Annotated in this window: 18 protein-coding genes; 2 read left to right on the top strand and 16 right to left on the bottom strand. The window is 64.0% G+C overall.

Annotated features, from left to right (window positions below):
- Positions 1-46 precede the first annotated feature (46 nt).
- The 8 genes from FJ543_RS12590 to FJ543_RS12555 all read right to left on the bottom strand — a co-directional run bounded on the left by FJ543_RS12590 (position 47) and on the right by FJ543_RS12555 (position 12,156).
- Positions 47-1,321 carry an RNA polymerase sigma factor gene (locus FJ543_RS12590; protein WP_140875281.1) on the bottom strand — a complete coding sequence of 425 codons (1,275 nt, stop codon included), beginning with the start codon at positions 1,319-1,321 and terminating at the stop codon, positions 47-49.
- Entirely contained in the window at positions 1,318-1,692 is a 375-nt protein-coding gene (locus tag FJ543_RS12585; protein ID WP_015315946.1) for a YciI family protein, read from the bottom strand. The genes FJ543_RS12590 and FJ543_RS12585 overlap by 4 nt, the downstream gene beginning before the upstream one ends.
- Positions 1,693-1,775: 83 nt before the next feature.
- Complete coding sequence (locus FJ543_RS12580; protein WP_140661836.1) at positions 1,776-2,891, bottom strand: DNA topoisomerase IB; 1,116 nt, start codon at positions 2,889-2,891, stop codon at positions 1,776-1,778.
- Between the two features lie 98 nt (positions 2,892-2,989).
- Positions 2,990-3,928 (bottom strand): glycosyltransferase family A protein, encoded by a 939-nt coding sequence (locus FJ543_RS12575; protein WP_140875279.1) that lies wholly within the window; start codon positions 3,926-3,928, stop codon positions 2,990-2,992.
- A 245-nt stretch (positions 3,929-4,173) separates the two neighbouring features.
- Positions 4,174-5,058 (bottom strand): transglutaminase family protein, encoded by an 885-nt coding sequence (locus tag FJ543_RS12570; protein WP_140823160.1) that lies wholly within the window; start codon positions 5,056-5,058, stop codon positions 4,174-4,176.
- Positions 5,059-5,070: 12 nt separating this feature from the next.
- Positions 5,071-7,482: a circularly permuted type 2 ATP-grasp protein gene (locus FJ543_RS12565; RefSeq protein ID WP_140875277.1), complete on the bottom strand. Its 2,412-nt coding sequence runs from the start codon at positions 7,480-7,482 to the stop codon at positions 5,071-5,073.
- 6 nt (positions 7,483-7,488) lie between these two features.
- Positions 7,489-10,848 carry a transglutaminase family protein gene (locus FJ543_RS12560; protein WP_140875275.1) on the bottom strand — a complete coding sequence of 1,120 codons (3,360 nt, stop codon included), beginning with the start codon at positions 10,846-10,848 and terminating at the stop codon, positions 7,489-7,491.
- A 114-nt stretch (positions 10,849-10,962) separates the two neighbouring features.
- Positions 10,963-12,156 carry an acyl-CoA dehydrogenase gene (locus FJ543_RS12555; RefSeq protein ID WP_140875273.1) on the bottom strand — a complete coding sequence of 398 codons (1,194 nt, stop codon included), beginning with the start codon at positions 12,154-12,156 and terminating at the stop codon, positions 10,963-10,965.
- A 103-nt stretch (positions 12,157-12,259) separates the two neighbouring features.
- Here FJ543_RS12555 and FJ543_RS12550 point away from each other — a divergent pair, with 103 nt between their 5' ends.
- A complete protein-coding gene (locus FJ543_RS12550) occupies positions 12,260-13,171 on the top strand; it encodes a LysR family transcriptional regulator (protein WP_140875271.1) in 912 nt (303 codons plus the stop codon).
- Here the strand turns inward: FJ543_RS12550 and FJ543_RS12545 are convergent, their stop codons facing one another.
- From FJ543_RS12545 to FJ543_RS12505, 8 genes are all read right to left on the bottom strand, one after another.
- Complete coding sequence (locus FJ543_RS12545) at positions 13,172-15,496, bottom strand: Tex family protein (protein WP_140875269.1); 2,325 nt, start codon at positions 15,494-15,496, stop codon at positions 13,172-13,174.
- Positions 15,497-15,861: 365 nt separating this feature from the next.
- A complete protein-coding gene (locus tag FJ543_RS12535) occupies positions 15,862-17,043 on the bottom strand; it encodes a serine hydrolase (RefSeq protein ID WP_140875267.1) in 1,182 nt (393 codons plus the stop codon).
- A 32-nt stretch (positions 17,044-17,075) separates the two neighbouring features.
- Positions 17,076-18,272 carry a serine hydrolase gene (locus tag FJ543_RS12530; protein WP_140875265.1) on the bottom strand — a complete coding sequence of 399 codons (1,197 nt, stop codon included), beginning with the start codon at positions 18,270-18,272 and terminating at the stop codon, positions 17,076-17,078.
- 64 nt (positions 18,273-18,336) lie between these two features.
- Positions 18,337-19,371, bottom strand: a complete 1,035-nt coding sequence (locus FJ543_RS12525) for an extracellular solute-binding protein (protein WP_015315934.1) — start codon at positions 19,369-19,371, stop codon at positions 18,337-18,339.
- Positions 19,372-19,394: 23 nt separating this feature from the next.
- The gene (locus FJ543_RS12520; protein WP_015315933.1) at positions 19,395-20,195 is read right to left on the bottom strand and encodes an ABC transporter permease; all 801 of its coding nucleotides are present in this window, start codon (positions 20,193-20,195) and stop codon (positions 19,395-19,397) included.
- Positions 20,188-21,108: an ABC transporter permease gene (locus FJ543_RS12515; RefSeq protein ID WP_015315932.1), complete on the bottom strand. Its 921-nt coding sequence runs from the start codon at positions 21,106-21,108 to the stop codon at positions 20,188-20,190. The genes FJ543_RS12520 and FJ543_RS12515 overlap by 8 nt, the downstream gene beginning before the upstream one ends.
- Positions 21,108-22,202, bottom strand: coding sequence for an ABC transporter ATP-binding protein (locus tag FJ543_RS12510; RefSeq protein WP_015315931.1), 1,095 nt, complete (start codon positions 22,200-22,202; stop codon positions 21,108-21,110). Before FJ543_RS12510 ends, FJ543_RS12515 begins: the two co-directional genes overlap by 1 nt.
- Before the next feature lie 142 nt (positions 22,203-22,344).
- Entirely contained in the window at positions 22,345-24,018 is a 1,674-nt protein-coding gene (locus FJ543_RS12505) for an amidohydrolase (protein ID WP_140875264.1), read from the bottom strand.
- Positions 24,019-24,276: 258 nt separating this feature from the next.
- Between FJ543_RS12505 and FJ543_RS12500 the strand changes: the two genes are divergently transcribed.
- Positions 24,277-24,930 carry a TetR/AcrR family transcriptional regulator gene (locus FJ543_RS12500; protein WP_015315929.1) on the top strand — a complete coding sequence of 218 codons (654 nt, stop codon included), beginning with the start codon at positions 24,277-24,279 and terminating at the stop codon, positions 24,928-24,930.
- Positions 24,931-24,953 lie beyond the last annotated feature (23 nt).

Below are 24,953 nucleotides of genomic sequence, written 5' to 3'. Positions count from 1 at the left end.
CCGGGCTGCACGATTGAGCCAGGCAATGCTCGGGCCGTGTAGGGGGTCAGTTTGCCTTTTTCGCCGGCATGCGTACGGCGCCGTCCTTGATCAGACGGTCGATATGCATGCGGATATGGGCAGCTTCCGCCGCGGTGTTGGCGAGCGCGATGGCGCGGTCGAAGGCAATGCGTGCCTCCTCGCCCCGGTCGAGTTGCATCAACAGCCCGCCCTTGAGGCCGAAGAAATGGAAATAGCCCGAAAGCCTCGGCTCGAGCGGCTCGATCATCGCCAGCGCCGCTTCCGGTCCGCGCACCTTGGCGACCGCGACCGCACGGTTGAGCGTGATGACCGGCGACGGCTGCATCTGCTCGAGCAGGCCATAGAGCAGGTCGATCTCCACCCAGTCGGTGTCCTCGGCTTTCTCGGCCCGCGCGTGGAGCGCTGCGATCGCCGCCTGGACTTGATAGGGACCTGGCTTGCGATGGCGCAGCGCCTTGTCGACGAGCGCCAGCCCTTCGTCGATCATCTTGCGGCTCCACAGGCTTCGATCCTGGTCCTCGAGCAGCACGATCTCGCCATCATCGTCAAAACGTGCCGGTGCGCGTGCGTGCTGCAGCAGAAGCAGCGCCGTCAGCCCCATGATCTCCGGCTCGGTCTGGAACAGCCGCAGCAGCAGCCGGGCAAGCCGGATCGCTTCCTCGCACAAGGGCGCGCGAGCCGGCGCCTCGCCGCTGTTGGTCGAATAGCCCTCGTTGAAGATCAGGTAGACCATCGACGCGACCGCCGCGAGCCGCTCGGAGCGCTCGACCGCGCCCGGCGTCTCGAACGGCACGCCAGCGTCCGCGATGCGCGCCTTGGCGCGGGTGATGCGCTGCTCCATCGCGCTGTCGCCGACCAGGAAGGCGCGCGCGATCTGCTTGACGGTGAGGCCGGAGACGACGCGCAGCGCCACCGCGATCTGCTGCGTTGCGGGCAAATCAGGGTGACAGCAGATGAACAGCAGCCGCAATATGTCGTCGCGGTAATGCGCTCCGTCCAGCCGCTCGGCGATGTCGCTTTCGGCGTCCTCCAGATCGGAAACCTGGTCCTCTTCCGGCATCGGCGCCTGCTTGGCACGCTTGCGCACAGCGTCGATGCCGCTGTTGCGGCCGACGAAGATCAACCAGGCCGCCGGATCGCGAGGCGGCCCGTTTTGCGGCCAGTTCTTCAGCGCCTTGAGGCAGGCGTCCTGGAAAGCTTCCTCCGCCGTGTCGAGATCGCGGAAATAGCGCAGCAGCGCGCCCATCGCCTGTGGGCGGGCAGCGCTGATCGCGGAGCTTATCCAGGCGAGTTCGGTCATGCCGGAACCCTCGTCGGATGGAACACCGATACCGGGCGGATTTCGTAGGAACCGCCGCTTGGGTTGACCTCGGAGAGCTCGCGAGCGAATTCGACGGCCTCGTCGAGGTCGGCGCAATCGAGCGTGTAGAAACCGAGGAACTGTTCCTTGGTCTCGGCGAACGGCCCGTCGATGACCAGCGATTCACCTTTCACTTTCCGCAGCGTCGTTGCCGCCGTCGTCGGCAAAAGCCGCGCCACGGGCCCAAGCCGGCCGGCGTTGGCATACTTCTCCTGAACGCCGAGCAGGTCGGCCATGACCTTGTCGTCCTGTTCCTTGCTCCAGGAACAGACGACATCTTCGGAGGCGTAGCAGAGGATGGCGTAGAGCATGGACGGTCCTTTCTGTAGCAAAGGACGAAACAGTAGGGCCGATGCCGACATGGCGTCGATAAAAAAATCGAGACGCCGCGGATTCAGCGGCCGCCGATTGCCGCCGATCGGTCCTCCTGCGTCTTCAACCATCTCAACACGAGCGCTTCCTCCTCATCGAGGCCTTCGATGGATCGCTTGCGCTTGTTGGCTTCCGCCATTTCGGCAAGCAGTCGTCCTTCGCTCCAAGCCTTGAAGACCTGCGGATGGATATAGCATTGGCGGCAGACCGCGCGCGTATTGCCCAGCCGTTCGGCCACCTTGTCGATGACGTTGTTCATCACCCGTTTTTGCTGTGCCTGGCTTTCAGGCAGTTCCGTCTGTGCAAACAGCGACGCGGCGTGGATGGTGCCGCCCCATGTGCGGAAGTGCTTCGAACTGAACGCATCGCCGACCGCTTCGCGGATATAGTGGTTCACGTCGTCGGAGCGGACAGGGCGTCTGTTGCCGTCCTCGTCGAGATACTGGAACAGTTTCTGGCCCGGCAGGTCCTGCGCGCCCCGAACGATCCCCGCGATCCGGCGGTCAACCAGCTTCAATTTCCATTCCTTGCCGGACTTGCCCTTGAAGGCGAAGCGCAGGCTCGATCCCTTGATATCGACATGCCGGTCCCGCAAAGTCGTCAGGCCGAAGCTCTTGTTGTCGCGGGCATAGGCGGCATTGCCGACGCGGATCATCGTGTTGTCGAGCAGCCAGACCACCGCGGCGGCGACGCGTTCGAGCGGCAGGCCGTGACGGCGCAGGTCGCTGTCGATCCTGCGCCGAAGGTCCGGCAGGCTTTCGGCGAAAGCCACGAGGCTCGAATATTTGGCGCCGTCGCGCTCCTCGGCCCATTGCGGATGATAGCGATACTGCTTGCGCCCCCGCTGATCCCTCCCGGTCGCCTGGATATGCCCGTTCGGATCGGGCGAAATCCAGACATCGGTCCAAGCCGGCGGTATGACGATCGCCGCGATGCGCGCTCTGTCGGCATCGGAGACCGCTTTCCCGTCCGGTGCCTTGTAAGCGAATCCCTTGCCTGCCTTCAGCCGGCGGATGCCGGGCTCGGCATCGCTGACATAGGTCAGCGCGGCATCCCTGGCGGAAATCTGTGCTCCATTCTTGGGTACGCTATCACCGTCGGCCAATCGGCTCCGCGACGATCCGGTTCTCTGCAGCATGTAAGCTCCACACGAAATATGCGTAGATAAGCTGCGGGCTGACCGCTGGTTCCACACCCCGCCTGGAAACAAGGCAATCCCGGTGGCGTCGGTCGGGCCTACAATGCGCGCTGCATCTGTGTCGGCGGAAGGGACAGCCGGCGGCGCGCCGCGAGTTTGAATTTGTAGCGCAGGCAGCGCCAGGCTTCCGAGCGCCGCTTCGGCGCCACTGAGGCTATTGCGAGAAAGCGCGCGGCCATGTCCAGGTCGCCTCGCGCATAATGGACACGGGCGATCTTGAGCGCGACGAGGCCCTCCCTTGCTTTCAGTGCCGAAATCGGGATGCCGCAATCGGTGAGCGTACGCAGCTCCCGGCGCCAGTCCAGGAAGCGCCGCACCGGGTTGACCGTGAAGCGATCGTCCGAACGCTCCGCTGAAACTTCGTAGATCATGACGGGGCGCTGAACCATGACCAGCGACGCCTTGCTCATCAGCCGCGCCCAGAACAGCGTGTCCTCGTCGAAGGCGAGCCCGACGGGGAACCGGGTCTCGCCGATGAGACGCCGGGAAGCCAGCACGCTGCCCACCGCCACCGAGCGTATATCCCCCTTCACGTAGGCGGAGGCGTTGGTGAGGCAGGCCGCGGTGTAGCCGTTTGGCACCTTGATCTGCCGATCCTGGCCGTTCACCCTGCGCCGGAAGGCACCGACGATCATGTCGGCCTTGGGCTGGGTTTCCGCCTGCGACAGCAAGGAGCTTAAGCCGCCCTGAAGGTGCAGGTCGTCGGCGTCGATCAGGTAGACCCACGGATGGGCTGCCTCATCAAGCGCCAGGTTGCGGGCGCCGCCGGCGTCGCGGCAACTGGCGGGCAGCACACGCAAAGGCAGGGATGATTGCGCCGCGGCCTGCCGGGCTGCATCGGCTGTGCCATCGGTCGATTGATCGTCGACCAGCAGGACCTCGCCGATAAACCCGGCCTCTCCGCCAAGCGAGGCCAGCGTTTTAGCGATCGTTGCCGCCGCATTGTAGGCGGGTATGACGACGCTGACAGCTTTCAATGACAAACCTCATGCCTGTGCGCGGCAGCCTAAGACTATTCTCCCTCCAAGCGAATACAGACTAAGCACTTACAGGAAAAGTGTGAAACGGCGCTTTTCCGTCCGGAATTGCGCGAAATCAAAGACTTGGATCGGCTCGCCTTTTCCGTGAACCGGTGAGCTGCTCTAGTGACCGCATCGATGTTTGAGAAGTCTGCCCCATCCTTGTGAGAACTCGCGGCGCCGGCAAGTTAGTGCGCCCCGTTTCACGCCTTTTCGAGCACGACCGGGATGACGTCGACCGCCTGGTCGCCGACCTGTCCGCCAGTCGTCTTCAGCACGCCGACGATGGGCGCCACATCCGAATAGTCGCGCCCGTAACCAACGGTGATATGGTCGTTGGAGGCCCGCATGCCATTGGTCGGATCGAACTCCTGCCAGCCGGCATCACGCCCGCACCAGACCTTGACCCAGGCATGCATGGCATCCGCGCCTTCCAGCCGGGGCTTGCCTTTGGGCGGAATGGTGCGCAGGAAGCCACTGACATAGCCGGCCGGAATGCCAAGCCCGCGTAAGCCGGCGATCATGATGTGCGAGAAATCCTGACAGACGCCCCGCTTCAGCTGGAAGGCGTCGCTGGCCCGGGTCCGCACCGTGGTCGCCTCGTCATCGTATGTGAAATCGCGATGGATGCGATTGCACAGGTTCATCGCCGTCCCCGCGGCCGAGTTTCCGATGCTGTCTCGCGCGAATGCGGTGATCGCGGCATCGATGCCCGCATGGCTGCTGGCGGCCAGGAAATGGTGCGGCGAGGCAGGCGCAAGCGACCGCACGGCGGCCAGCTCCTGTCGAAGGCGGCGGAGATCGGGCGACACGTCGAGCCCCGGCTCGGGCCGCGCCACCGACACACGCGCGCTCATCCTGATGTCGAGCGTGTCATGGGCGTCGCGAAACGCGATCGAAGTGACATTGTTGCCGAAGAAATCGGAAAAATCCGACCGTTCGTTGGGTGCCGGTGAAAAAGAAAGCGAAGCGGCGATGACACGCTGCACACCGTCAATGGTCGACGGCAGCACGCGCACCTGATGGCGTCCGCCGCCAGCAGCGGCAGCATAGTCGTAGTGGAGCAGAAGCCTGATGTCGTACAGCATGGCCATCTCTTTCTAGCCGAAATAGGCTTTGGCGAGGCTGCTGTAGAGCCCGCCTATTTCGCCCGCGAGATCGTTCAACGCCTTCACCGTCATGTCTGCCGGCTCCTTGATGGCGATGGACGTGTTGAGCTGCAGGATTTCCTTGGCCGCCGCCGACATGTGCCCCTCGCCGCCGGTCGCCGGCAACAGCCCTATCTCGGCTTTCAGCCTCTCCAATTGGAACAGGATGGAGCGTGGATTGAGCGGATCGAGCGCCAGGAGATCGATCACCGTGCGCCGGCCGGCCTGCACCGGATATTGCCGTCGATGGGTCATCACGCTGTCGCCGATCTCCAGCATCATGTCCAGCGCCCCGTCCGGCGCCTTGCTGCTGGTCAGTCGGGCCAGCGTGCTGGCGATCTGGATGCCGCGCTCCAGCCGCCGGCCGATCTCGAGGAAACGCCAGCCAGCAAAGCGGTACATGTTCTCATGCAAAAGGCCCGAGAATCCGGCAAGCTTGCGCAGGATCACGGTCATGGCCCGCGTCGCATCGTCGCCGGGCGCCACGGTGGTGGCGAACTGATGGATCGTTTTTGACAAATCCTTGAGCGCCAGCCAGCCATCCGGCGAGAAACGATCGCGGATCTGGCCGGCGCTGTACACCGCGCTGTCGAGCGTGCCGATCAGCCCTGGCGGGATCGCCGTTTCGACATCGATGCCGAACGGTTCGAGATAATCCCTGATATCGGCCAGCAGCGGCATGTCCGGATCGGACGTTTCGGCGAGCCGCACGTGATAGGCGCGCAGGATACGCACCGTGTCTTCCGAGCGTTCGATGTAGCGGCCGAGCCAGGTCAGGTTTTCCGCCGCGCGGCTGGGCAGGCTACCGGGCCTCGTCCGGTTGAAGCTGTCGCTCTCCTGCGGCAGCAGCGTCTCGCGCTCCACGGGTCTGTCGCTGACCACCCAGACATCAGCCGCCTGGCCGCCGCGCTGCATGGCGATCGCCGTCGGGTCGAGCGATAGGCCGACGCGCGCAAACCCGCCCGGCATCACCGTCCAGCCCTCGGGCGTACGCGCCAGATAGACGCGCAGGCTCGCCGGCCGCGGTTCCAGCCAGCCGCCGACATAGACCGGCGTCGTCGAAAGCGTCACCGCCTCCTGGCCGACGAAGGCCTCGCCGTCGCGTTCGATGCGCGCCACCAGTTCCGCCCGCTCCCCGACCGACAGCGCCGAGCCGAGCTTCGTCTGTCCGTCATCTTCGAAGGCAAGTCTTGTCGACAGCGCCGGGCCGACCACCATGCGGTCGATATTGGCGAGCACATGGGCGCGCTCCGTCTCCTGCCCGCACCACCATGTCGCCACACTGGGCAAAAGCAGCTCCTCGCCCCACAATTCGCGCGCGATCTTGGGCAGAAAGGCGAGCAGCGCGCGCGTCTCCATCAGGCCCGAGCCCAGCGCATTGACGGTGGACACCGTGCCTTGCCGGATCGCCTCGACCAGCCCCGGCGTACCGATCTGCGAATCCGGGCGCAGCTCGAGCGGATCGGCGAAGGCGGCATCGAGCCGCCGCCACAGCACGCTGATGGGCATCAGGCCGGACACGGTCCGCACCATCAGCCTGCCGCCGGAAACGGTCAGGTCCTCGCCTTCGAGCAGCATGATGCCGAGGTAGCGGGCGATATAGGCGTGTTCGTAATAGGTCTCGTTGAGTGGCCCCGGCGTCAGGATGGCGACGCGGCCGTCGCTCTCCTTTGCCATGCCGATCAGCGCATCGCGAAAGCGGCGGAAGAAGCCGGCGAGCCGGTGCACATGCATCTCGCCATAGATGTCGGACAAAGCGCGCGTGGTGGCGACCCGGTTTTCCAGCGCGAAGCCGGCGCCCGAAGGCGCCTGGGTGCGGTCGCCCAGCACCCACCAGCGGCCGTCCGGACCGCGGCCGAGTTCGAAGGCGCAGAAGTGCAGGAAATGCCCTCCGGCCGGCCTGGTGCCGACCACGGGCCGCAAATATTCAGGGCTCGCCGCGATCAGTCCTGCCGGCACGATGCCTTTTTCGATCAGCCGGTTCGGCCCATGGATATCGGCAACAATTTCCTCGAACAGTTCGGCGCGCTGCACCAGGCCGGCGCTGACCGCCTGCCACTCGCTGTCCTCGATGAGCAAGGGAATATGCGCCAGCGGCCATTCGCGCTCGTTGGCGCCCGCCTTGTCGTAGACGCGGTAATAGACACCGGCATCGCGCAGATACTGATCGGCGCGGGCGAAGCGCTGGCCGAGCTTTTCGGCCCCGAGGTCGTCGAGCGCTTCGACAAAATGCTTCCAGACCGGACGGGGATTGCCTGACGCGTCGACCATCTCGTCGACGACGCCGTCGATCGGCTGGTAGTGCTCCAGCAGGCTATGGGCCTGCGGCTTGCCGCGCACCCTTTTGTGATTCCCCTTTGCCATGTCAGATCACAGTCTTGGTGGACGCCTGAGGTCAAGGGTCATCGGGAAATCTTCCGCCGGCTGTTCCTCGCGCAACACATAGCCCGAGGGTGTGTGGCCGCGCGGTTCGAAGCGGGCGAGCCGCCGTGCCTCCGCCTCGTTGCCGTTGACGGGGAAAGTGTCGTAGCTGCGCCCGCCGGGATGCGCGACATGGTAGACGCAGCCGCCGATTGCCCGGCCGGACCAGCGGTCATAGATGTCGAACACCAGCGGCGTGTTGACCGGCAGCGCCGGATGCAGGCCCGAGGCCGGCTGCCAGGCCTTGAAGCGCACGCCGGCCACCGCGACCTCCCTGTTGTCGGTAATCCTCATCGGCACGATGCGGCCGTTGCAGACGATCGCATGACGCTCCGGGTTGAGGCCTTCGGTCCTGACCTGCAGCCGTTCGACCGATGAATCGACGAAGCGCACGGTGCCGCCGATCGCGCCCTGCTCGCCCATCACATGCCATGGTTCCAGCGCTTGCCTGAGCTCCAGCTTGATGCCGGCATGCTGCACCTCGCCGCAGAAGGGAAAGCGGAATTCGAGCTGGGCATCGAACCATTCGGGCCGGAATTCGAAACCATTGAGCTTGAGGTCGTCGAGCACGTCGAGAAAGTCCGCCCAGACATGGTGCGGCAGCATGAAGCGATCATGCAGCGAGGTGCCCCAGCGCGCGAAGCGCCCGTCGAGCGGGTTCTTCCACGCGCGGGCGATGATGGCCCGCACCAGCAATTGCTGCGCCAGAGACATGCGCGCATTGGGCGGCATCTCGAATCCGCGGAATTCGACAAGGCCAAGCCGGCCAGTCGGACCATCCGGGGAAAACAGCTTGTCGATGCAGATTTCCGAGCGATGCGTATTGCCGGTGACGTCGGTCAACAGGTTGCGGAACAACCGGTCGACCAGCCACGGCAAGGGTGCGGCACCCTGGTCGGGATGCGGCACCTGCGCCATCGCGATTTCAAGCTCGTAAAGAGAGTCGTGGCGCGCCTCGTCGAAGCGCGGCGCCTGGCTGGTCGGGCCGATGAACAGGCCGGAGAACAGATAGGACAGCGAGGGATGCCGCTGCCATTGCAGCACCAGGCTCTTCAGCAGGTCGGGCCGGCGCAGGAACGGGCTGTCATTGGGCGTGGCGCCGCCGACCACGACATGGTTGCCGCCTCCGGTGCCGGTGTGGCGGCCGTCGATCATGAACTTGTCGGCGCCAAGCCGCGTCTGCCGCGCCTCGTCGTAGATCGCCGTCGTTGTCGCCACGCAGTCCTGCCAGTTCGAGGCAGGGTGGATGTTGACCTCGATGACGCCGGGATCGGGTGCCACGCGGATGACGTTGAGGCGCGGGTCATGCGGTGGACCGTAGCCCTCGATGTGCACGGGAAGGCCAATCGCCCTTGCCGCGTTCTCGGCGGCGGCGACGAGTTCGAGATAGTCCTCGAGCGCCTCGACCGGCGGCATGAACACGCACAGCCTGCCGTCACGCGGTTCGACCGAAAGTGCCGTGCGCACCGCGCCGCCGATCTCGGTGATCTCCTGCTCGACGCGCTCCTGCTGGCCGGTCGTCGCCGTGAACGAGGCTGCCTGCTGGCGACGGGCCATTTCGTCGGCGCCTTCGAGTTCCGCAGGAGCGGCCGCTGGCAAGATCGCTTCGCGTACGGGCAACGGGCCACGCGGCAGCGACGGATCGACGGGCACGATGTAGGGGAATTGCGCCGGCGGCACATAGGGCAGCGTGCCCAACGGCAGGCGATAGCCGACCGGAGAATCACCCGGCACCAGGAACAGCCGGCCGCGCCGCGTCTTCCATTTCTCCGAGCGCCAGCGCGGATCGGAGGCCTGGCTGTTCCAGCGCTGCACCGGCAGCACATAGCCGGACGGCTTGGTCAGCCCGCGTTCGAAGACACGCGCCATGCGGCTGCGTTCCTCCGGATCTTCGAGTTTCGAATTCGACGGGTCGACATTGTCGGGCAGCTTGCCTTCCTTGAGCAGCCATTCGGCCGGATCCTCATAGGCTTCGCTGACCATGGACGTGTCGATGCCGAGTTCGCCGGCGATCGCCGTCAGCAGGCTTTCGGCTTGTTTCGGCCCGATATCAGCCGAACTATCTTCCCGCGCGATCAGCGACGGGTCGCTCCACACCGGCTCGCCGTCGGCGCGCCAAAAGAGCGAAAACGTCCAGCGTGGCAGGCTTTCACCGGGATACCACTTGCCTTGGCCGTAATGGAGAAAGCCGCCGGGCGCGAAACGCTCGCGCAGCCTGCGGATCAACGCATCGGCCTTTTCGCGCTTGGTTGGCCCAACGGCGGCGGTGTTCCATTCGGCGGCCTCGAAATCGTCGATCGACACGAAGGTCGGCTCGCCGCCCATGGTCAGCCGCACATCCCCGGCCGCGAGCGCGGCATCGACCTTGTTGCCGAGCGCGTCGAGCGCCTGCCAGCTCTCGTCGGAGAACGGCTTGGTGATGCGCGGATGCTCGGCGATGCGGTCGACCCGCATCTCGAAGCCGAACTCGACATTGGCGAAGCTCGCCATCCCGGAAATAGGCGCCGCATTGCGGAAATGCGGCGTCGCTGCCAGTGGCACATGGCTCTCGCCGGTGAGCAGGCCCGAGGTCGGATCGAAGCCGATCCAGCCGGCGCCAGGAAGATAGACCTCGCACCAGGCGTGCAGGTCGGTGAAATCGACCGCTGTCCCGGCCGGCCCATCCAGCGCGACAAGGTCGGGCTTGAGCTGGATCAGATACCCCGAGACGAAGCGCGCGGCGATGCCGAGATTGCGCAGGATCTGCACCAGGAGCCAGCTTGAATCGCGGCAGGAGCCCTTGGCCGCTGCCAGCGTTTCCTCCGGTGAGAAGACACCGGTTTCCATGCGCACGATATAGGTGATCTCGCGCTGCAGGCGGGCATTGAGATCGACGAGGAAATTGACCGTGTTGGGCGCGCTGCGGTCGACGGTTTTCAGAAACGCCTGGAGCAGCGGCCCGGCCGGCTCCGGCGTGCGGTAGGTGGCGAGGTCGTCACGGATCTCCTCGGGATAGTCGAACGGGAACGCCTCGGCCGACGGTTCGACGAAGAAGTCGAACGGATTGTAGACGGTCATGTCGGCGACGAGGTCGACCTCGATCTTCAGCTCCGTCACCGGCTCCGGAAAGACGAAACGGGCGAGGAAGTTGCCGTAAGGATCCTGCTGCAGATTGACGAAGTGGTTCGCCGGCTCGACCTTGAGCGAATGGCTCAACACCTTGGTGCGGGAATGCGGTGCCGGCTGCAGCCTGATGATTTGGGGCCCGAGAACCACCGGCCGGTCGTATTTATAGTGGGTCAGGTGGTAGATGGCTGCCAGAATTGCCATGGGGCCCCGGAGATCGGCGTTTCATCAGCCGAACCCTGACACATCTGGCCGCCATTCTCCAAGCGGATGTTGCGGTGCACCTAAATTAAAGAACCGCTTGCCGGCTTAAGTCGCTCAAAAGAACGCCTGTATTCCCGTTTGCGCCCGTCCCAGGATCAGCGCGTGCACGTCATGGGTGCCTTCGTAGGTGTTGACGGTTTCCAGGTTCTGCGCGTGGCGCATGACGTGATAGCCGATCTGGATCCCGTTGCCGCCATGCATGTCGCGGGCCTGGCGGGCGATGTCGAGCGCCTTGCCGCAATTGTTGCGCTTGACGATCGAGATCATTTCCGGCGCCATCTTGCCTTCATCGAGCAGGCGCCCGACGCGCAAGGAGGCCTGTAGCCCCAGAGCGATCTCGGTCTGCATGTCGGCGAGCTTCTTCTGGTAGAGCTGCGTGCCGGCCAGCGGCTTGCCGAACTGCTTGCGGTCAAGCCCATATTGGCGAGCGCGATGCCAGCAATCTTCCGCCGCGCCCATCGAGCCCCATGAGATGCCGTAGCGGGCCCGGTTGAGGCAGCCGAAGGGTCCACCGAGGCCCTTGGCGTTGGGCAGCAGCGCGTCCTCGCCGACCTCGACGCCTTCCATCACCACTTCGCCGGTGATCGACGCGCGCAGCGACAGCTTGCCGCCGATCTTCGGCGCCGATAGCCCCTTGATGCCTTTCTCCAGCACGAAACCGCGGATCTCGTCCTTGCCGTTCTCGCCCTTCAACTTGGCCCATACGACGAACACGTCGGCGACCGGCGCGTTAGAAATCCACATCTTGGAGCCGGAGAGCTTATAGCCGCTGGCGGTCTTTTCGGCGCGGGTCTTCATGCCGCCGGGATCGGAACCGGCATCCGGCTCGGTCAGACCGAAGCAGCCGATCCATTCGCCGCTGGCGAGCTTGGGCAGATATTTCCTGCGCTGTTCGTCCGAGCCATAGGCATAGATCGGGTACATCACCAGCGACGACTGCACCGACATCATCGAGCGATAGCCGGAATCGACGCGTTCGACTTCCCGCGCCACCAGCCCGTAGGTGACATAGCTGGCGGCGAGGCCACCGAACTCTTCCGGAATGTTGATGCCGAGCAGGCCGGCCTCGCCCATCTCGCGGAAGATCGCCGTGTCGAAGGTCTCGTTGAGATAGGCTTCCTCGATACGCGGCGCGAGCTTGTCGGCGGCAAAGGCGGCAGCGCCATCGCGCACCATGCGCTCGTCTTCCGAAAGCTGGTCCTCGATCAGGAACGGGTCTTCCCACACGAATGCATTCTTGTCGGCCATGGCTTCTCGATCCTTGAAACAGGTGAAGCCCGGCTTATCGGCTCGTGGCCTGAAAAAATCAAACGAAATTGCTTCGCGGATCAATGAGCGTTAGGAATGGATCATGAGTGTCCAGCGCCGCCTTTTGCCCAATATCAGCGCCCTTGCCGCCTTCGAGGCCGTGGCGCGGCTTGGCTCCTTCACCGCCGCCGCCCAGGAATTGGACCTGACCCAGGGCGCGGTCAGCCGCCAGGTCAGGCTTCTGGAAGATCAGTTCGGCCGGCAGCTGTTTGAACGCGACAGCCGCAATGTAAGGCTCTCCACGGCAGGTGAAATCTACGCCGAAGCGGTACGCTCGGCGCTTGGCCAGTTGCGTGACGCAGCCCTTGGATTGATGAGCAATCGGCATAGTGGGATCTTGAATCTTGCCATTCTGCCGACTTTCGGTACGCGTTGGCTGATGCCGATGATCCCCGATTTCGTCGAGAACAATCCCGACATCACCATCAATTTCGTCACCCGCGTCGGGCGCTTCGACTTCGCCCGCGAACGGTTGGATGCCGCCATCCACTACGGCCTGCCGGACTGGCCGGACGCCGACTCGACACTTCTGGTGCGCGAGACGGTGGCACCGGTGGTGTCGCCCGACTTCCTCGCCGGCCGCGCCATCGCCACACCGGCCGACATCGGCCGCTTGCCGCTGCTGCACATGACGACGCGTCCGGGGGCCTGGAGCGAATGGTTCGAGCATCAGGGCCTGAGCGCGCCGACCGGGCCTGGCATGCAGTTCGAGCAGTTCGCCACCGCTGCCCAGGCTTGCATGGCGGGCCTCGGCGTGGCGCTCTTGCCGCAGATTCTCATCGAGGGCGAACTGCAGCGCGGCCAGCTTGTGCCCGCGCCTGGCCAGCCGATGCAGAGCCGCAGCGCCTATTACCTTGTCATTCCTCACGACAAGCGCGGCTATCCGCCGGTTGCCAGTTTCCGGGACTGGCTGCTCGGCCAGCTTGAGAAGGAGCCGGCTGTTCTGGCGTGGTAGCTACTTTCGCTTCAGCGCGTCCGCCAGCGCGGCGCCGAACGCACCTTGCTGTGCCGGCCGCTCCGGCTGGCGTTGCGGCGTAGGCCCGCGTGGCGCCGGCCTGCCGCCACCATTGTCGCGCGGCCCGCCCTTCGATGCACCCCCCTCGCCGGCATCCTTACGCATGGAGAGCGCGATACGCTTGCGCTTGATGTCGACATCGACGACGCGCACCTTGACCACGTCGCCGGCCTTGACCACCTCATGCGCGTCCTTGATGAAGCGGTCGGCGAGCTGCGAGACATGCACCAGCCCGTCCTGGTGCACGCCTATATCGACGAAGGCGCCGAAAGCGGCGACATTGGTGACGGTCCCTTCCAGCAGCATGCCGGGCTTCAAATCCTTGATCTCGTCGATGCCATCGGCGAAGGTCGCCGTCTTGAAGCCGGGACGCGGATCGCGGCCGGGCTTCTCCAGCTCCGCCAGAATGTCGCGCACCGTCGGCAAGCCGAACCGCTCGTCGACGAAGACGCGCGGGTCGAGCGCCTTGAGCGCGGCACTGTCGCCCAAAAGCGAACGCACGTCGCGGCCGCAGGCGGCGACGATCTTCTTGGCCACGCCATAGGCCTCCGGATGCACCGACGAGGCATCGAGCGGTTCGCTGCCATTGGCGATGCGCAGGAAGCCGGCGGACTGCTCGAACGCGCGCGGTCCAAGCCGTGCCACCTTCAGCAGGTCCTTGCGGCTGGCGAACGGGCCGGTCGCATCGCGATGCGCGACGATTGCATCGGCGAGCGACGCGCCGAGGCCTGAAACCCGCGCCAGCAACGGCGCCGAGGCGGTGTTGAGGTCGACGCCGACCGCGTTGACGGCGTCCTCCACCACCGCTTCCAGCGAGCGGCCGAGCCGGTACTGGTCGACATCGTGCTGATACTGGCCGACGCCGATGGATTTCGGCTCGATCTTGACCAGTTCGGCCAGCGGATCCTGCAGCCGTCGCGCGATCGACACCGCGCCGCGCAGCGACACGTCGAGGCCGGGGAACTCGGCGGCAGCCGTCGCCGAGGCCGAATAGACCGACGCTCCCGCCTCGCTGACGATCACCTTGAGCGGCTTCGGGCCGCCGGCCGAAGGCATGTCGGACAGCATGTCGGCGACCAGCTTCTCCGTCTCGCGGCTGCCGGTGCCGTTGCCGATCGAGATCAGCTCGACCTTGTGCTGGCGGATAAGCGCCGCAAGTTCGGCCTGCGTGCCACGCACATCGTTCCTCGGCGGAAACGGATAGACCGTCGTCGTCGCCAGCAGCTTGCCGGTGCCATCGACCACCGCCACCTTGACGCCGGTGCGGATGCCGGGATCGAGCCCCATCGTCGGCCGCGAGCCGGCGGGAGCCGCCAGCAGCAAATCCTTGAGGTTACGGGCAAAGACATGGATCGCTTCTTCCTCGGCCCGCTCGCGCAGGTCGCGCATCAGGTCGAGCGTCAGGTGCAGCGACAGTTTGATGCGCCAGGTCCAGCCTGCCACTTCCATCAGCCAGCGGTCGCCGGGCAGGCTGGCACCGATGGCGTAGGCGTTGGCGATCATCCGCTCGACCGGCTTCACCGGCGAGCCGTCATCGGCATCCACCTCGATGTCGAGCGACAGCACCTCCTCGTTGCGGCCGCGCAGCATGGCGAGCGCGCGGTGGCTTGGCACGGTCGCCCAACGTTCGACATGGTCGAAATAGTCGGAGAATTTCGCGCCGGCCTCCTGCTTGCCGTCGACCACCCTGGCGCGCAGGAAGGCGCGCTCCTTCATGTAGCTGCGCAGCTTGCCGACCAGATCGGCGTTTTCGGCGAATTGCTCCGACAGGATGTCGCGCGCGCCCTCGAGCGCCGCCTTCGCATCGGCCACCTCGCCGGTGACATAGGCGAGCGCGACGTCCGCGGGCACCAGCGCACGTTTGTTGAGAATGGCTTCGGCCAACGGCCCCAATCCACGCTCGCGGGCGATCTCGGCCTTGGTGCGGCGCTTCGGCTTGTAGGGCAGGTATATGTCCTCGAGCTCCGCCTTGGTCGCGGCGCCCGCGATCTTGGTTTCAAGCTCTTGCGTCAGCTTGCCCTGCTCGCGGATCGAGCCCAGGATGGTGTCGCGGCGGGCGTCGAGTTCGCGCAGATACACAAGACGCTCGGCAAGGTCGCGCAATTGCGTGTCGTCCAGCCCGCCGGTCACTTCCTTGCGGTAGCGTGCCACGAACGGCACCGTCGCACCCTCATCAAGCAGTCCGATCGCCGCGGCCGCCTGTTCCGGCCGCGCCTTGATTTCGGCCGCGATGATGGCTGCGATGCGCTTGATGTCGGATGCCATGCCGTTCCCACTCTCGTCGAAAAGAGCGGCGACCATAAGGGTTGGCGTGCGGCCCGCCAACCACCGCGTCCTCACACGCGGCGGAGGTCCACAGGAAAGCGCGATGCGTTCACCGGATCTGGGTACCGCAGGAATTTGCCCATACTGAGATGTCTGCGCTGCCCCTCACCTGCCTGCCGGCATCCTCTCCCCGTATAGGGACGGGGAGAGGGGCGCTGTCATCGCCGATTTCGCCAATCGCCAACGGTGCAAAGGGGCGCCGGCGTAGCGACCAGATCCCTTCTCCCCGTCACTATACGGGGAGAAGGTGCCGGCAGGCGGATGAGGGGCAGCGCCGACATCACCAATCGCACGCGACTGCCCACTTAGACCATCCGGCTCAGCGCCTCGAAAAACGCAACGATCTCGATATCCAGCGGATCGTCGACCGGCTCCGGCTGCGACGACATCTTGGCGATCACCACTTCGGTGCTGGGATCGACATAAAGCCACTGGCCATGGATGCCGATGCCGCAATACGCGCCATTTTCGAAGCCGGTCTGATACCATTTGTTGCGGTAGCGGCCTTTCGGGAACAGCGGCAGCATGGCACCGCGCCGCCAAGCTTCCGAGCTGCCGCCGGTGCTGGTGGTGTCGCGCACCCAGGCCTCGGGCACGATGCGGTGGCCATTGGCGGTGCCGCCCTGCCGCATCATCTCGCCGAGGCGCGCCAGGTCACGCGGCGTCACCGAAATGCCGCCGGCGGTGCGTGCCGTGCCTTCCATGTCGACGCCGACAGAGGCCTCGCCGACGGCGCCAAGCGGCAGCCACAGTTTCTCGCGCATCAGGTCGGTGAAGCGCTGGCCCGAGGCGCGCTCGAGCAGCAGGCCGAGCAGGTCGGAATTGGGCGAGCGGTAGCGGAAGGTCTGGCCATGCGGCTCGGCAAGCCGCTGCAGGGTCAGGATGAATTCACGCAGGCTTTCGGTGCCGCCGCCCGGATTCCACAGCGTCGCTCGGCGATAGCGGGCGAAGGCGCTTTCCGGATCGAGATAGGCCTCCTCGAAATCGAGGCTGACGCTCATGTCGAGCACATGCCGAACGCTTGCATCGCCATAGGCCGAGCCGGCTGCTTCAGGGATATAGTCCGTCACCGGCGCTTCCGGATCGAACGCCCCCTCGCCTTCCAGTATGCCGGCGATGATCGCGGTCACCGATTTGCTGATCGAGAAGATGATGTGGCGCGCGCCGAACTCCATATGCGGCGCGAACCAGTCGCCAATGATCTTGCCGCCTTTCATCACCGTCAGGGCGTCGGTGCTGGAGCGCAGGAGGAATTCAGCCACCGTCTCCGGTGCAGTCGCGACCGTGACCTTTTCCCCGAGCAAGCCGTCCATGTCTCGCCGAGGGGCTTCTGCGGCGCCGGGCGCTGCCGCCACCCGGGCGGTCGGCACCAGTTCGCCGAGATTCTGGAACGACCACCGATTGAACGGGCTCACACGCCAGTTGCCGAGCAGCACCTCGTTGCGGCGGAATCCGTATCGAGTCTCGAACGCGGTCTTGCCGGTCATGGCGTTTCCTCCCAGTCCATTGGTCATGAAGCTCAGGCAAGCGCCGCGGCGATGGCGTGCACGGCCTTCAGCGTTGCCCTGGAATAGGCCATGTTGCTGAAATCCGGCCAGGTCGACAGCTTCACCACGACCATTCCTGTGTTCCAGTCGATATGGATCAACTGTCCGAACACGCCACGGCACATCAGTGCCCGCGAGCTGGGATTCTCGATCCAGAACTGGTTGCGATAGCTGCCCTCGGGCAGGCTGGCCGAGAAATCCGGACCATGCCTGCCGGTACGCGTCGCCTCGATCCAGTCCGCCGGCACGATGCCGCCGCCATTGTCGAGGATCAGCTGGCCAAAGCGGGCGTAGTCGCGCAGCGTCGCGTTGAAGCCGCCATCGGCCAGCGCATAGCCGGCGCTGTCGACGGTGAAGCAGGCGCTTTCGTCAGCCCCGAGCTTTTGCCAAAGTTCTTCCGAGACGAGTTGCGCCAGCCGCTTGCCCGTCACCCGTTCCATGATGAAGGCGAGCACGTCCGTCTCGATCGAGCGATATTCGAACGTGGCTCCATGCGGGCGAACCGTGTCCTTCAAGCCCAGGATCAGTTCGAACATGTGCGATGGCCAGCGGAAATCCGGATCGCTGCCCGGTGGCACCGGCTTCCAGCCGGTGGCGACATCGACCTGGCCGATGTCGGAATAGCGGTCGGTGTATTCCTCCGAGAACCGCACGCCGGTGGTCATATCAAGCACATGCTGGACGCTGGCGCCGGCCCACCCGGTCGCGCTCAGTTCCGGCAGGTAGTCCGTCACTGGCTTCGCCGGATCGATCAGGCCGCGCCCGGCCAATATGCCGAACACCGAGCCGGTGACCGACTTGGCCATCGACTGCGACAGGTGCAGCGTGCGCTCGTCCATGCCGTTGAAATAGCGCTCATAGGCTATCCTGCCGTCCTTGAGCACCAGGAAGCCGTCCGTATAGGTCTCGTCGAGCAGACCGGCGAGTGTCGAAGGCCTGCCCTCGCTGTCCTCGACCGCTAGCCCGTCGAGATCGACCTCGGCGCGTTCGAGACGGTGGCGATGGCCAGCGCCGCGCCAGACTTCCACGGTCGGCAGAATTTCCCGTATGTGCTGGAAAGCCCAGCGGTTCCAGGGCGGCCTGTCCCAGTCGAGCCTCGGCGGCAGCATGGCGGGCGGCGAGCCTTGCATGATAGGCGGCCGCGGATCGCTGTTGCGATAGGAACTCATGAAAGGCCATTCCCGGAAAGAAAAGGCCCGGCGGCAAGTGCCGCCGGGCCCCTTGGGTCTGTGACTACTTCTGCAGTTCGGTCCAGATCTTGGTGTAGAGTTCCTGCGTCTCCGGAGCGCACATCTGCTGCAGTTCGCCAAGCGGCTTGGCGTCGGCCGGAATGACCACCTCCGGCGCGTCCTTCATGTCGGCTGGCATGTACTTGTCCGAGCCGGTGATGGCGTTCGCGTATCGGTGGAAGGCCGAGAGACCCGCGGCGTTTTCCGGATCCATGATGAAGTTCTGGAACAGCTTGGCGTTTTCGACGTTCTTGGCCTCCTTGAGCACAACGACGTTGTCGCTCCACAGCCCATAACCTTCCTTCGGATAGTTGAAGTGGATGGCCGGGTTGGCCAGCCGCTGGCGCAGGGCCGAACCGTTCCAGTCGCTGGTTGCCTTGAAGTCGCCGGCGCCCATCTTCTCGATGGTGTTGTATTCCATGGCGATCCAGTTCGGCTTGGCTGCCACCAGGAGGTCGCGCACCTTCTTCAGCACCGCCTTGTCGTCGGTGCATTGCTGACCGCCGACATACTTGATCGCCGCGAACATCACGTCGCCCATCTCGGGCACGACGTTGACCTTGCCCTTCAACTCGTCGGGCGTGTTGAAGATGATGCCCCAGGTGTTCGCCGGGCCCTTGTAGGCGTCGGTATTGACGACGACGCCGATCGTGCCCCAGGCCCAAGGAACAGTGTATTTGCGGCCTGGGTCGAAGTCGGGATTGGCCCATTCGGGCGCGATGTTCTTGGCGTTCTCCATCTTGCCGGGATCGGTCTCCTGGACGAGGCCTTCCTTGATCCAGATCGGCACATAGGTCTGCGAAGGCACCGCGATGTCGAAGCCGGTGCCGCCCTGGCGAACCTTGGCCAGAGCGGTGTCGTTCGAGTCATAGTCGGTGATCGTCACCTTGATGTTGTATTTCGCCTCGAACTTCTTGATCACGTCGGGGCTGGTGTAGTTTCCCCAATTGTAGATGTTGAGCACGCCTTCGGCCCGCGCGAGGCCCGTCGAGGCAAGCAACGCCAACCCCATGGCGGTCGCTGTTGTCTTCCAGTTCATGGTTTTAACTCCCGTTGTCGGTTTCAGTCTCGTTTCCTGCTGACGAAGAAAAACAACGTGACGATCGCGACCGAAAGCAGCAGGAAGGCGGTCGATATCGCGTTGATCTCGGGTGTGATGCCGCGGCGGATCTGGCCGAGCATGTAAGTGGGCAGCGTGTCCTGACCGCCCGATTTGACGAACTCTGTGATGACCACGTCATCGAGCGAGATGACGAAGGCCAGCATCAGGCCGGCCAGGATACCAGGCCACAAAAGCGGCAGCGTGATGCGGCGGAAGGTCTTCCATGGCGTCGCGTAGAGATCGGCCGCGGCGCGCTCCAGCGTCAGATCCATATTCTCCAGCCGCGCCCGGATCGGCAGGTAGGCGAACGGAATGCAGAACGCCGTATGCGCGGCGACCAGGTAGCCGATGCCGGAATAACCGGTGAAGATCTTGATGCGCGAGAAGAAGATCAGCAGCGCCACGCCGGTGACGATCTCGGGCACCATCAGCGGCTGGTTGATCGCCGCGTATTTGAAGGTAAGGCCGGGATACGACGCCGTGCGCGTGGTGGCGAGTGCCGCCATGGTGGCAAAGACGGTCGACAGCACCGCCGCGATGGAGCCGATCTGGAAGGAACGCAGCGTCGCGTCGATGACCTGAGTGTTCTGGTATGCCGACTGGAACCATTTCAGCGAAAAGCCGCCCCATTCGGATGTCGAGCTCGCCGCGTTGAAGGCGTAGATAACCAGCACGATGATGGGCAGATAGAGGATAACGAAACAAGTCGCCGCGATCGCGGTGAAACCCGGCTGGTGCTTGATGGAAAAGTTGCTAGCCATGCCGCACCCCCGACTTCCCGGCATTGCGCACATAGGCAAGCAGCGCCACCATAACGATGATCATCACCGTGATCGACAGTGCCGAGCCGAGCGGCCAGTTGCGGCCCTGTCCGAACTGCAGTTCGATCAAATTGGACAGCATCATGTTCTTGCCGCCGCCGAGCACGCTCGGCGTCACATAAGCGCCCAGCGCCGGAATGAAGACCAGGATCGAGCCGGCGATGACGCCGGGTTTGACTAGCGGGAAAATGATCTTCCGCAGCACCTTGAAACGCGTCGCGTAAAGATCGTAGCCCGCCTCGACCAGCCGGAAATCGAGCTTCTCCATGCTGGCGTAGATCGGCAGCACCATCAGCGGCAGGTAGACATAGGCCATGCCGATCAGGATCGCCGTGTCGGTGTAGAGGATCTGGACCGGCGCCGAGACGATGCCGAGCTTGAGCAGGATCGTGTTGACGATGCCTTCGTTGCGGATGATCTGCAGCACGGCGAAAGTGCGGATCAACAGGTTGGTCCAGAACGGGATGGTGATCAGGAACAGCCAGAGATCCCTGGTCTTTTCACTGCGCGTCGCCATGAAGTAGGCCGTCGGGAAACCGAGCGCCAACGTGGCGAGTGTCGTCACAACCGCAAGCTTGATCGAGCGCCAGAAGATGGTGACATGCGCCGCCGCCAGCGACAGCGTGTCGTCGAAAATGTCGCGCTCCAGGAACACCGACGTCCAGGCATCGCCCGAGAACTGCCATTTCACGTCGCCATATGCGCCCGGCGTCAGGAGCGAATAGACCAACACGATCAGCAACGGGCCGGTCGCGGCGAACAGAATGACCAGCAGCGCCGGCGCTGACAGAAGCCAGCGGTCACGGACATCGCGCCGTTCCGCTGCCTTGGCGACTTCTTCCGCGGTCGCCATTAGTCCCTCAGCACTTGCGCGGCATCGTTGCCGATCATGATGCCGACCTTGTCGCCACGCTCGAAACCGCAGCCTGCGCTGCGCGTGTTCTGCTGGCGCACGGTGAAGGCCTCGCCGCTGTCGAGATGGACGTGGATATGCGTATCGGTGCCGAAATAGACGATGTTCTCGACCGTGCCCGACACATCGCCCTTGTCCTTCGTCAGCTTGGCGTGCTCGGGCCTTACCACCACGGTGGCGTTGTCCTTCGGCTGAAAACCTTCGGCAACGGTCGCCTCGATGGTCGCGCCGGATTTGAGCGTCGCGCGCGCCTTGCCGCTGCCGATGCCCGATATGGCGGCGGTGAGGAAGTTGGTTTCGCCGATGAAGTCGGCGACAAAGCGATCCGCCGGCTTGTCGTAGATATCCCAGGGCGAACCGACCTGAAGGATCTTGCCCGACGACATCACAGCGACGCGGTCCGACATGGTCAGCGCTTCTTCCTGGTCATGAGTGACGAAGATGAAGGTGATGCCGGTCTCGTGCTGCAGCCGCTTGAGCTCGATCTGCATCTCCTTGCGCAACTTGTAGTCGAGGGCTGAGAGCGGTTCGTCGAGCAACAGCACTTTCGGCTGCGGCGCCAATGCCCGGGCCAATGCCACGCGCTGTTGCTGGCCACCGGAAATCTGGGCTGTGCGGCGGCCGGCCAGCGCTTCCATCTTGACCAGCTTCAGCATCTCGGCGACGCGCGCCTTGATCTCGGCCCTGGGCTTGCCCAGCATCTCCAGGCCGAAGCCGATATTGTCGGCCACCGTCATATGCGGGAACAGCGCGTAGGACTGGAAGACGGTGTTGACCGGGCGCTTGAACGGCGGCAAGGGCGCGATATCCTGGCCGTAGAGCAGGATTTCCCCGGCGGTTGGAAAGTCGAAGCCGGCGATCAGCCGCAGCAAGGTGGTCTTGCCGCAGCCTGAGGGTCCCAGCAGCGTGAAGAACTCGTTTTCGCGAATGGAGACCGAAACCTTGTCGAGAGCAGCGACCTGCCCCTCACCCGATCCGAAAATTTTGCTGACGTTTACTACTTCAATCGCATTCCGATCCGGTTTGTCCGGCACGATTACGCCTCACTGTTGACCCCGCTCTTGCTGGCGGAGTTTGTCCCCTGTTGGATGTGACCACATGGCCGGTAGGTTGGCAAGCCCGGCATTGAACCACAGTTCAGTTGGTAGTCTTGGCACTGCAAGCCCCATGCCACAGTCAGGCTTGGTAGGTGATTTTGCCGCCACAGATGGTCGTCACCGGCCGCACCGTATGCAACGCTTCCGGGGCAGTCCTCTCGATATCGGCCGACAAAACGACCAGATCCGCTAGATAACCCGGCTTCAGCACGCCTTTGCGGTGCTCCATGAATTCGCTGTAGGCGCCCTCGACCGTATAGCCGGCAAGCGCTTCATGCAGCGAGAAACTCTGGTCCGCCAGGCCCTCTGCCCAAGGTTTGCGCATCACCGCCGCTTGGATGCCCAGGATCGGATCAACCGGCGAGACCGGCCAGTCGGAAGCGAACACGACGCGGGCGCCAGCATCCTTCAGCGTGCGCCAGGCATAGCTCAGCGGCCACCTTTCGCGACCGATGCGCGAAATCGTCGGCTCCAGCGGAAAGTTCATGGCGCCGGGCGGATGCGGCGGTTGCATCGAAGCGATGACGCCAAGTTCGGCGAACCGCGGTACATCCGTCGGGGTGATGACTTCGATATGCTCGACGCGGTGACGGCTGTCCCGCTTGCCGTTGTTCTCCCGCGCCGCCTGATAGCCGTCCAGCACCGCGCGGACTGCGCCGTCACCGATCGAATGAACGGCGATCTGCAGGCCTCTGCGGTCGGCCTCCACTGCCACCTCGGCGAAGTGCTCGGGCGTGAACAATGGCTCGCCGCGCCAGCCGGGACGGTCGGCGTAGTCGTCGACCATCACGGCAGTCCAAGAATCGAGCACACCGTCGTAAAACACCTTGACCATGCCCGAGGAGAGCCATTCGGAGTTATAGGTCGCGGCCATACCCGACGCTTTTTCAAGCATGCCCAGTGTCATGAAGTTCTTGAAATGGAACGGGATTTTTGTACGGCATATAAGCCGCCCTTCCGCCTCCAGGCCGGCAAGCAATTCAAGCTGGTAGAGGTTGCCATCCATGTTCTGGATCGACGTGATGCCATGCCTGGCGCACCATTCGAGACCGCGATGCATCAGATCGCGGTCGGCAGCCAATTCCTCGGCCGAAGGATAAGGCTCCGGCTCCATGCCAGTCAGGCCAAGCCGCGTGCGGTTCTGGCCAAAGAATTCCAGAATCGGACCAAATGCCTCACCTTCGCGCAATTCGCCCGAGGCCAGTCCGTCGGCGCCCATGACGATTTCGTTGCCCGGCCCCAATTGGCGGCCATGCAGAAGCCCTGCCTGCTCCAGCGCCTTGGTGTTCGCCCACATCGTGTGATGGTCGGAAGCCGACATGGCGAAGGGGCGGTCGGGAATGATGCGGTCGAGATGATGCCGCGTAACCGGCTCGGGAAGGACCGCATAGTCGACGCCGGCGCCGATCAGAAGCTTGGCATTGGGCCGCGTCGCGGCAAAGAGCTGGATAGCATCGCGCAAGGCATCGAAGCCATGCACGCCAGCCAGGTGCAGATTGTCGAGTTCAGCCGCGCCGCCGAACAGATGCATATGGGCCTCGATGAAACCCGGGATCACCGAACCGCCCTCGGCGTCGATGACCTTTGTACCCGTTCCCCTGAACTCTTCGATTGCAGCACGGCTGCCAATGGCGATGATGGCGCCGTCCTTGACGGCAACGGCCTCGGCGGCGGGATTGTCACCGTCCATGGTCAGCACACGACCGTTGATGACAATCAGATCCGCATTGTGACCCGCACCCGTAACAGACATCGCGACTCCGCGCTTTTGACGACTGATTTTAGACCCGACAACCCCGTGCCCAACGACCCACTCCACAGGAGCGGCGCCATGGGACAAAAATAGATGCCAGTACGCTGTCTTCGAAATTTCCCTTGTTATCCCAAGAGACAGCGTGGATAAAGAATGCGACTGATTATTCGCGTTTGTCAACATGCCGGATTTAGAATGTATTGTGGACAGCACGCCCCGCTTGTGTTGGGACCAGGCAGGGAACGAGGGCATCAAGCAGTGAAGCGCAGTCTCGACCGCAAAACCAGGATAGCGCTCGAGCCGCGCAAGCAGCCGCGGCAACAACGGTCCAGCAAGGTGGTCGACAGGATCCTCGACGCTGCGCTGATCCTGACGCGGGAGCAAGGAACCAGGACACCGACGACGCTCGCCATCGCGCAGCGCGCGGGCCTGTCGGTCGGTTCGGTCTACCAGTACTTTCCCAACAAGGAAGCCATTCTTCTGGATCTCGCCCGGCGCTGGCTGTCATCCTTTCCCGAGGTGATCGCGAGGCGCATCAAGGTCGCCCCGCCCACCAACCGCGAAGAATTTCGGCGGGAAGTGCGCAAGCTGTTCATCGACACGTCCAAGCTCTACCTCGAAAACGCCACCCTGATGCCGGTGATCGAGGCCATTTCAGGCAATGCCGACCTGCGGCCGATCCAGAACGAATATGACGACCAGATCATCGCCCTCTATGCTGCATGGCTGCAGCATGTGAACCCCGCACTCGAAGGCAAGATCGCCAGCCGGCTCGGCGTGCTGATGATGGAGGTCGGGCACGTCTGTCGGCTCGTTGGGCTGAAGAAGGACCGCAGGACGTTCGACCTCATCGAGGACGATGTGGAAACCATGTGGCTCGCCTTGGTGAGCCCCTACCTCAACCTTGACTGACCGGTTTCAAATGCAATTCCAGA

Source organism: Mesorhizobium sp. B2-5-7 (assembly GCF_006440875.1).
Taxonomy (GTDB): Bacteria; Pseudomonadota; Alphaproteobacteria; order Rhizobiales; family Rhizobiaceae; genus Mesorhizobium; species Mesorhizobium australicum.
Note: the sequence above shows the minus strand (reverse complement) of the source record. Positions and strands in the feature narration are given on the sequence as shown.

Excerpts from the sequence above, each read along its gene's own strand:
- FJ543_RS12585 (WP_015315946.1), bottom strand. The coding sequence starts at position 1,692 with ATGCTCTACGCCATCCTCTGCTACGCCTCCGAAGATGTCGTCTGTTCC.
- FJ543_RS12515 (WP_015315932.1), bottom strand. The coding sequence starts at position 21,108 with ATGGCGACCGCGGAAGAAGTCGCCAAGGCAGCGGAACGGCGCGATGTC.
- FJ543_RS12555 (WP_140875273.1), bottom strand. The coding sequence starts at position 12,156 with ATGGCCGACAAGAATGCATTCGTGTGGGAAGACCCGTTCCTGATCGAG.
- FJ543_RS12535 (WP_140875267.1), bottom strand. The coding sequence starts at position 17,043 with ATGACCGGCAAGACCGCGTTCGAGACTCGATACGGATTCCGCCGCAAC.
- FJ543_RS12565 (WP_140875277.1), bottom strand. The coding sequence starts at position 7,482 with ATGGCAAAGGGGAATCACAAAAGGGTGCGCGGCAAGCCGCAGGCCCAT.
- FJ543_RS12550 (WP_140875271.1), top strand. The coding sequence starts at position 12,260 with ATGAGTGTCCAGCGCCGCCTTTTGCCCAATATCAGCGCCCTTGCCGCC.
- FJ543_RS12580 (WP_140661836.1), bottom strand. The coding sequence starts at position 2,891 with ATGCTGCAGAGAACCGGATCGTCGCGGAGCCGATTGGCCGACGGTGAT.
- FJ543_RS12505 (WP_140875264.1), bottom strand. The coding sequence starts at position 24,018 with ATGTCTGTTACGGGTGCGGGTCACAATGCGGATCTGATTGTCATCAAC.
- FJ543_RS12520 (WP_015315933.1), bottom strand. The coding sequence starts at position 20,195 with ATGGCTAGCAACTTTTCCATCAAGCACCAGCCGGGTTTCACCGCGATC.
- FJ543_RS12560 (WP_140875275.1), bottom strand. The coding sequence starts at position 10,848 with ATGGCAATTCTGGCAGCCATCTACCACCTGACCCACTATAAATACGAC.
- FJ543_RS12525 (WP_015315934.1), bottom strand. The coding sequence starts at position 19,371 with ATGAACTGGAAGACAACAGCGACCGCCATGGGGTTGGCGTTGCTTGCC.
- FJ543_RS12590 (WP_140875281.1), bottom strand. The coding sequence starts at position 1,321 with ATGACCGAACTCGCCTGGATAAGCTCCGCGATCAGCGCTGCCCGCCCA.
- FJ543_RS12570 (WP_140823160.1), bottom strand. The coding sequence starts at position 5,058 with ATGCTGTACGACATCAGGCTTCTGCTCCACTACGACTATGCTGCCGCT.
- FJ543_RS12530 (WP_140875265.1), bottom strand. The coding sequence starts at position 18,272 with ATGAGTTCCTATCGCAACAGCGATCCGCGGCCGCCTATCATGCAAGGC.
- FJ543_RS12545 (WP_140875269.1), bottom strand. The coding sequence starts at position 15,496 with ATGGCATCCGACATCAAGCGCATCGCAGCCATCATCGCGGCCGAAATC.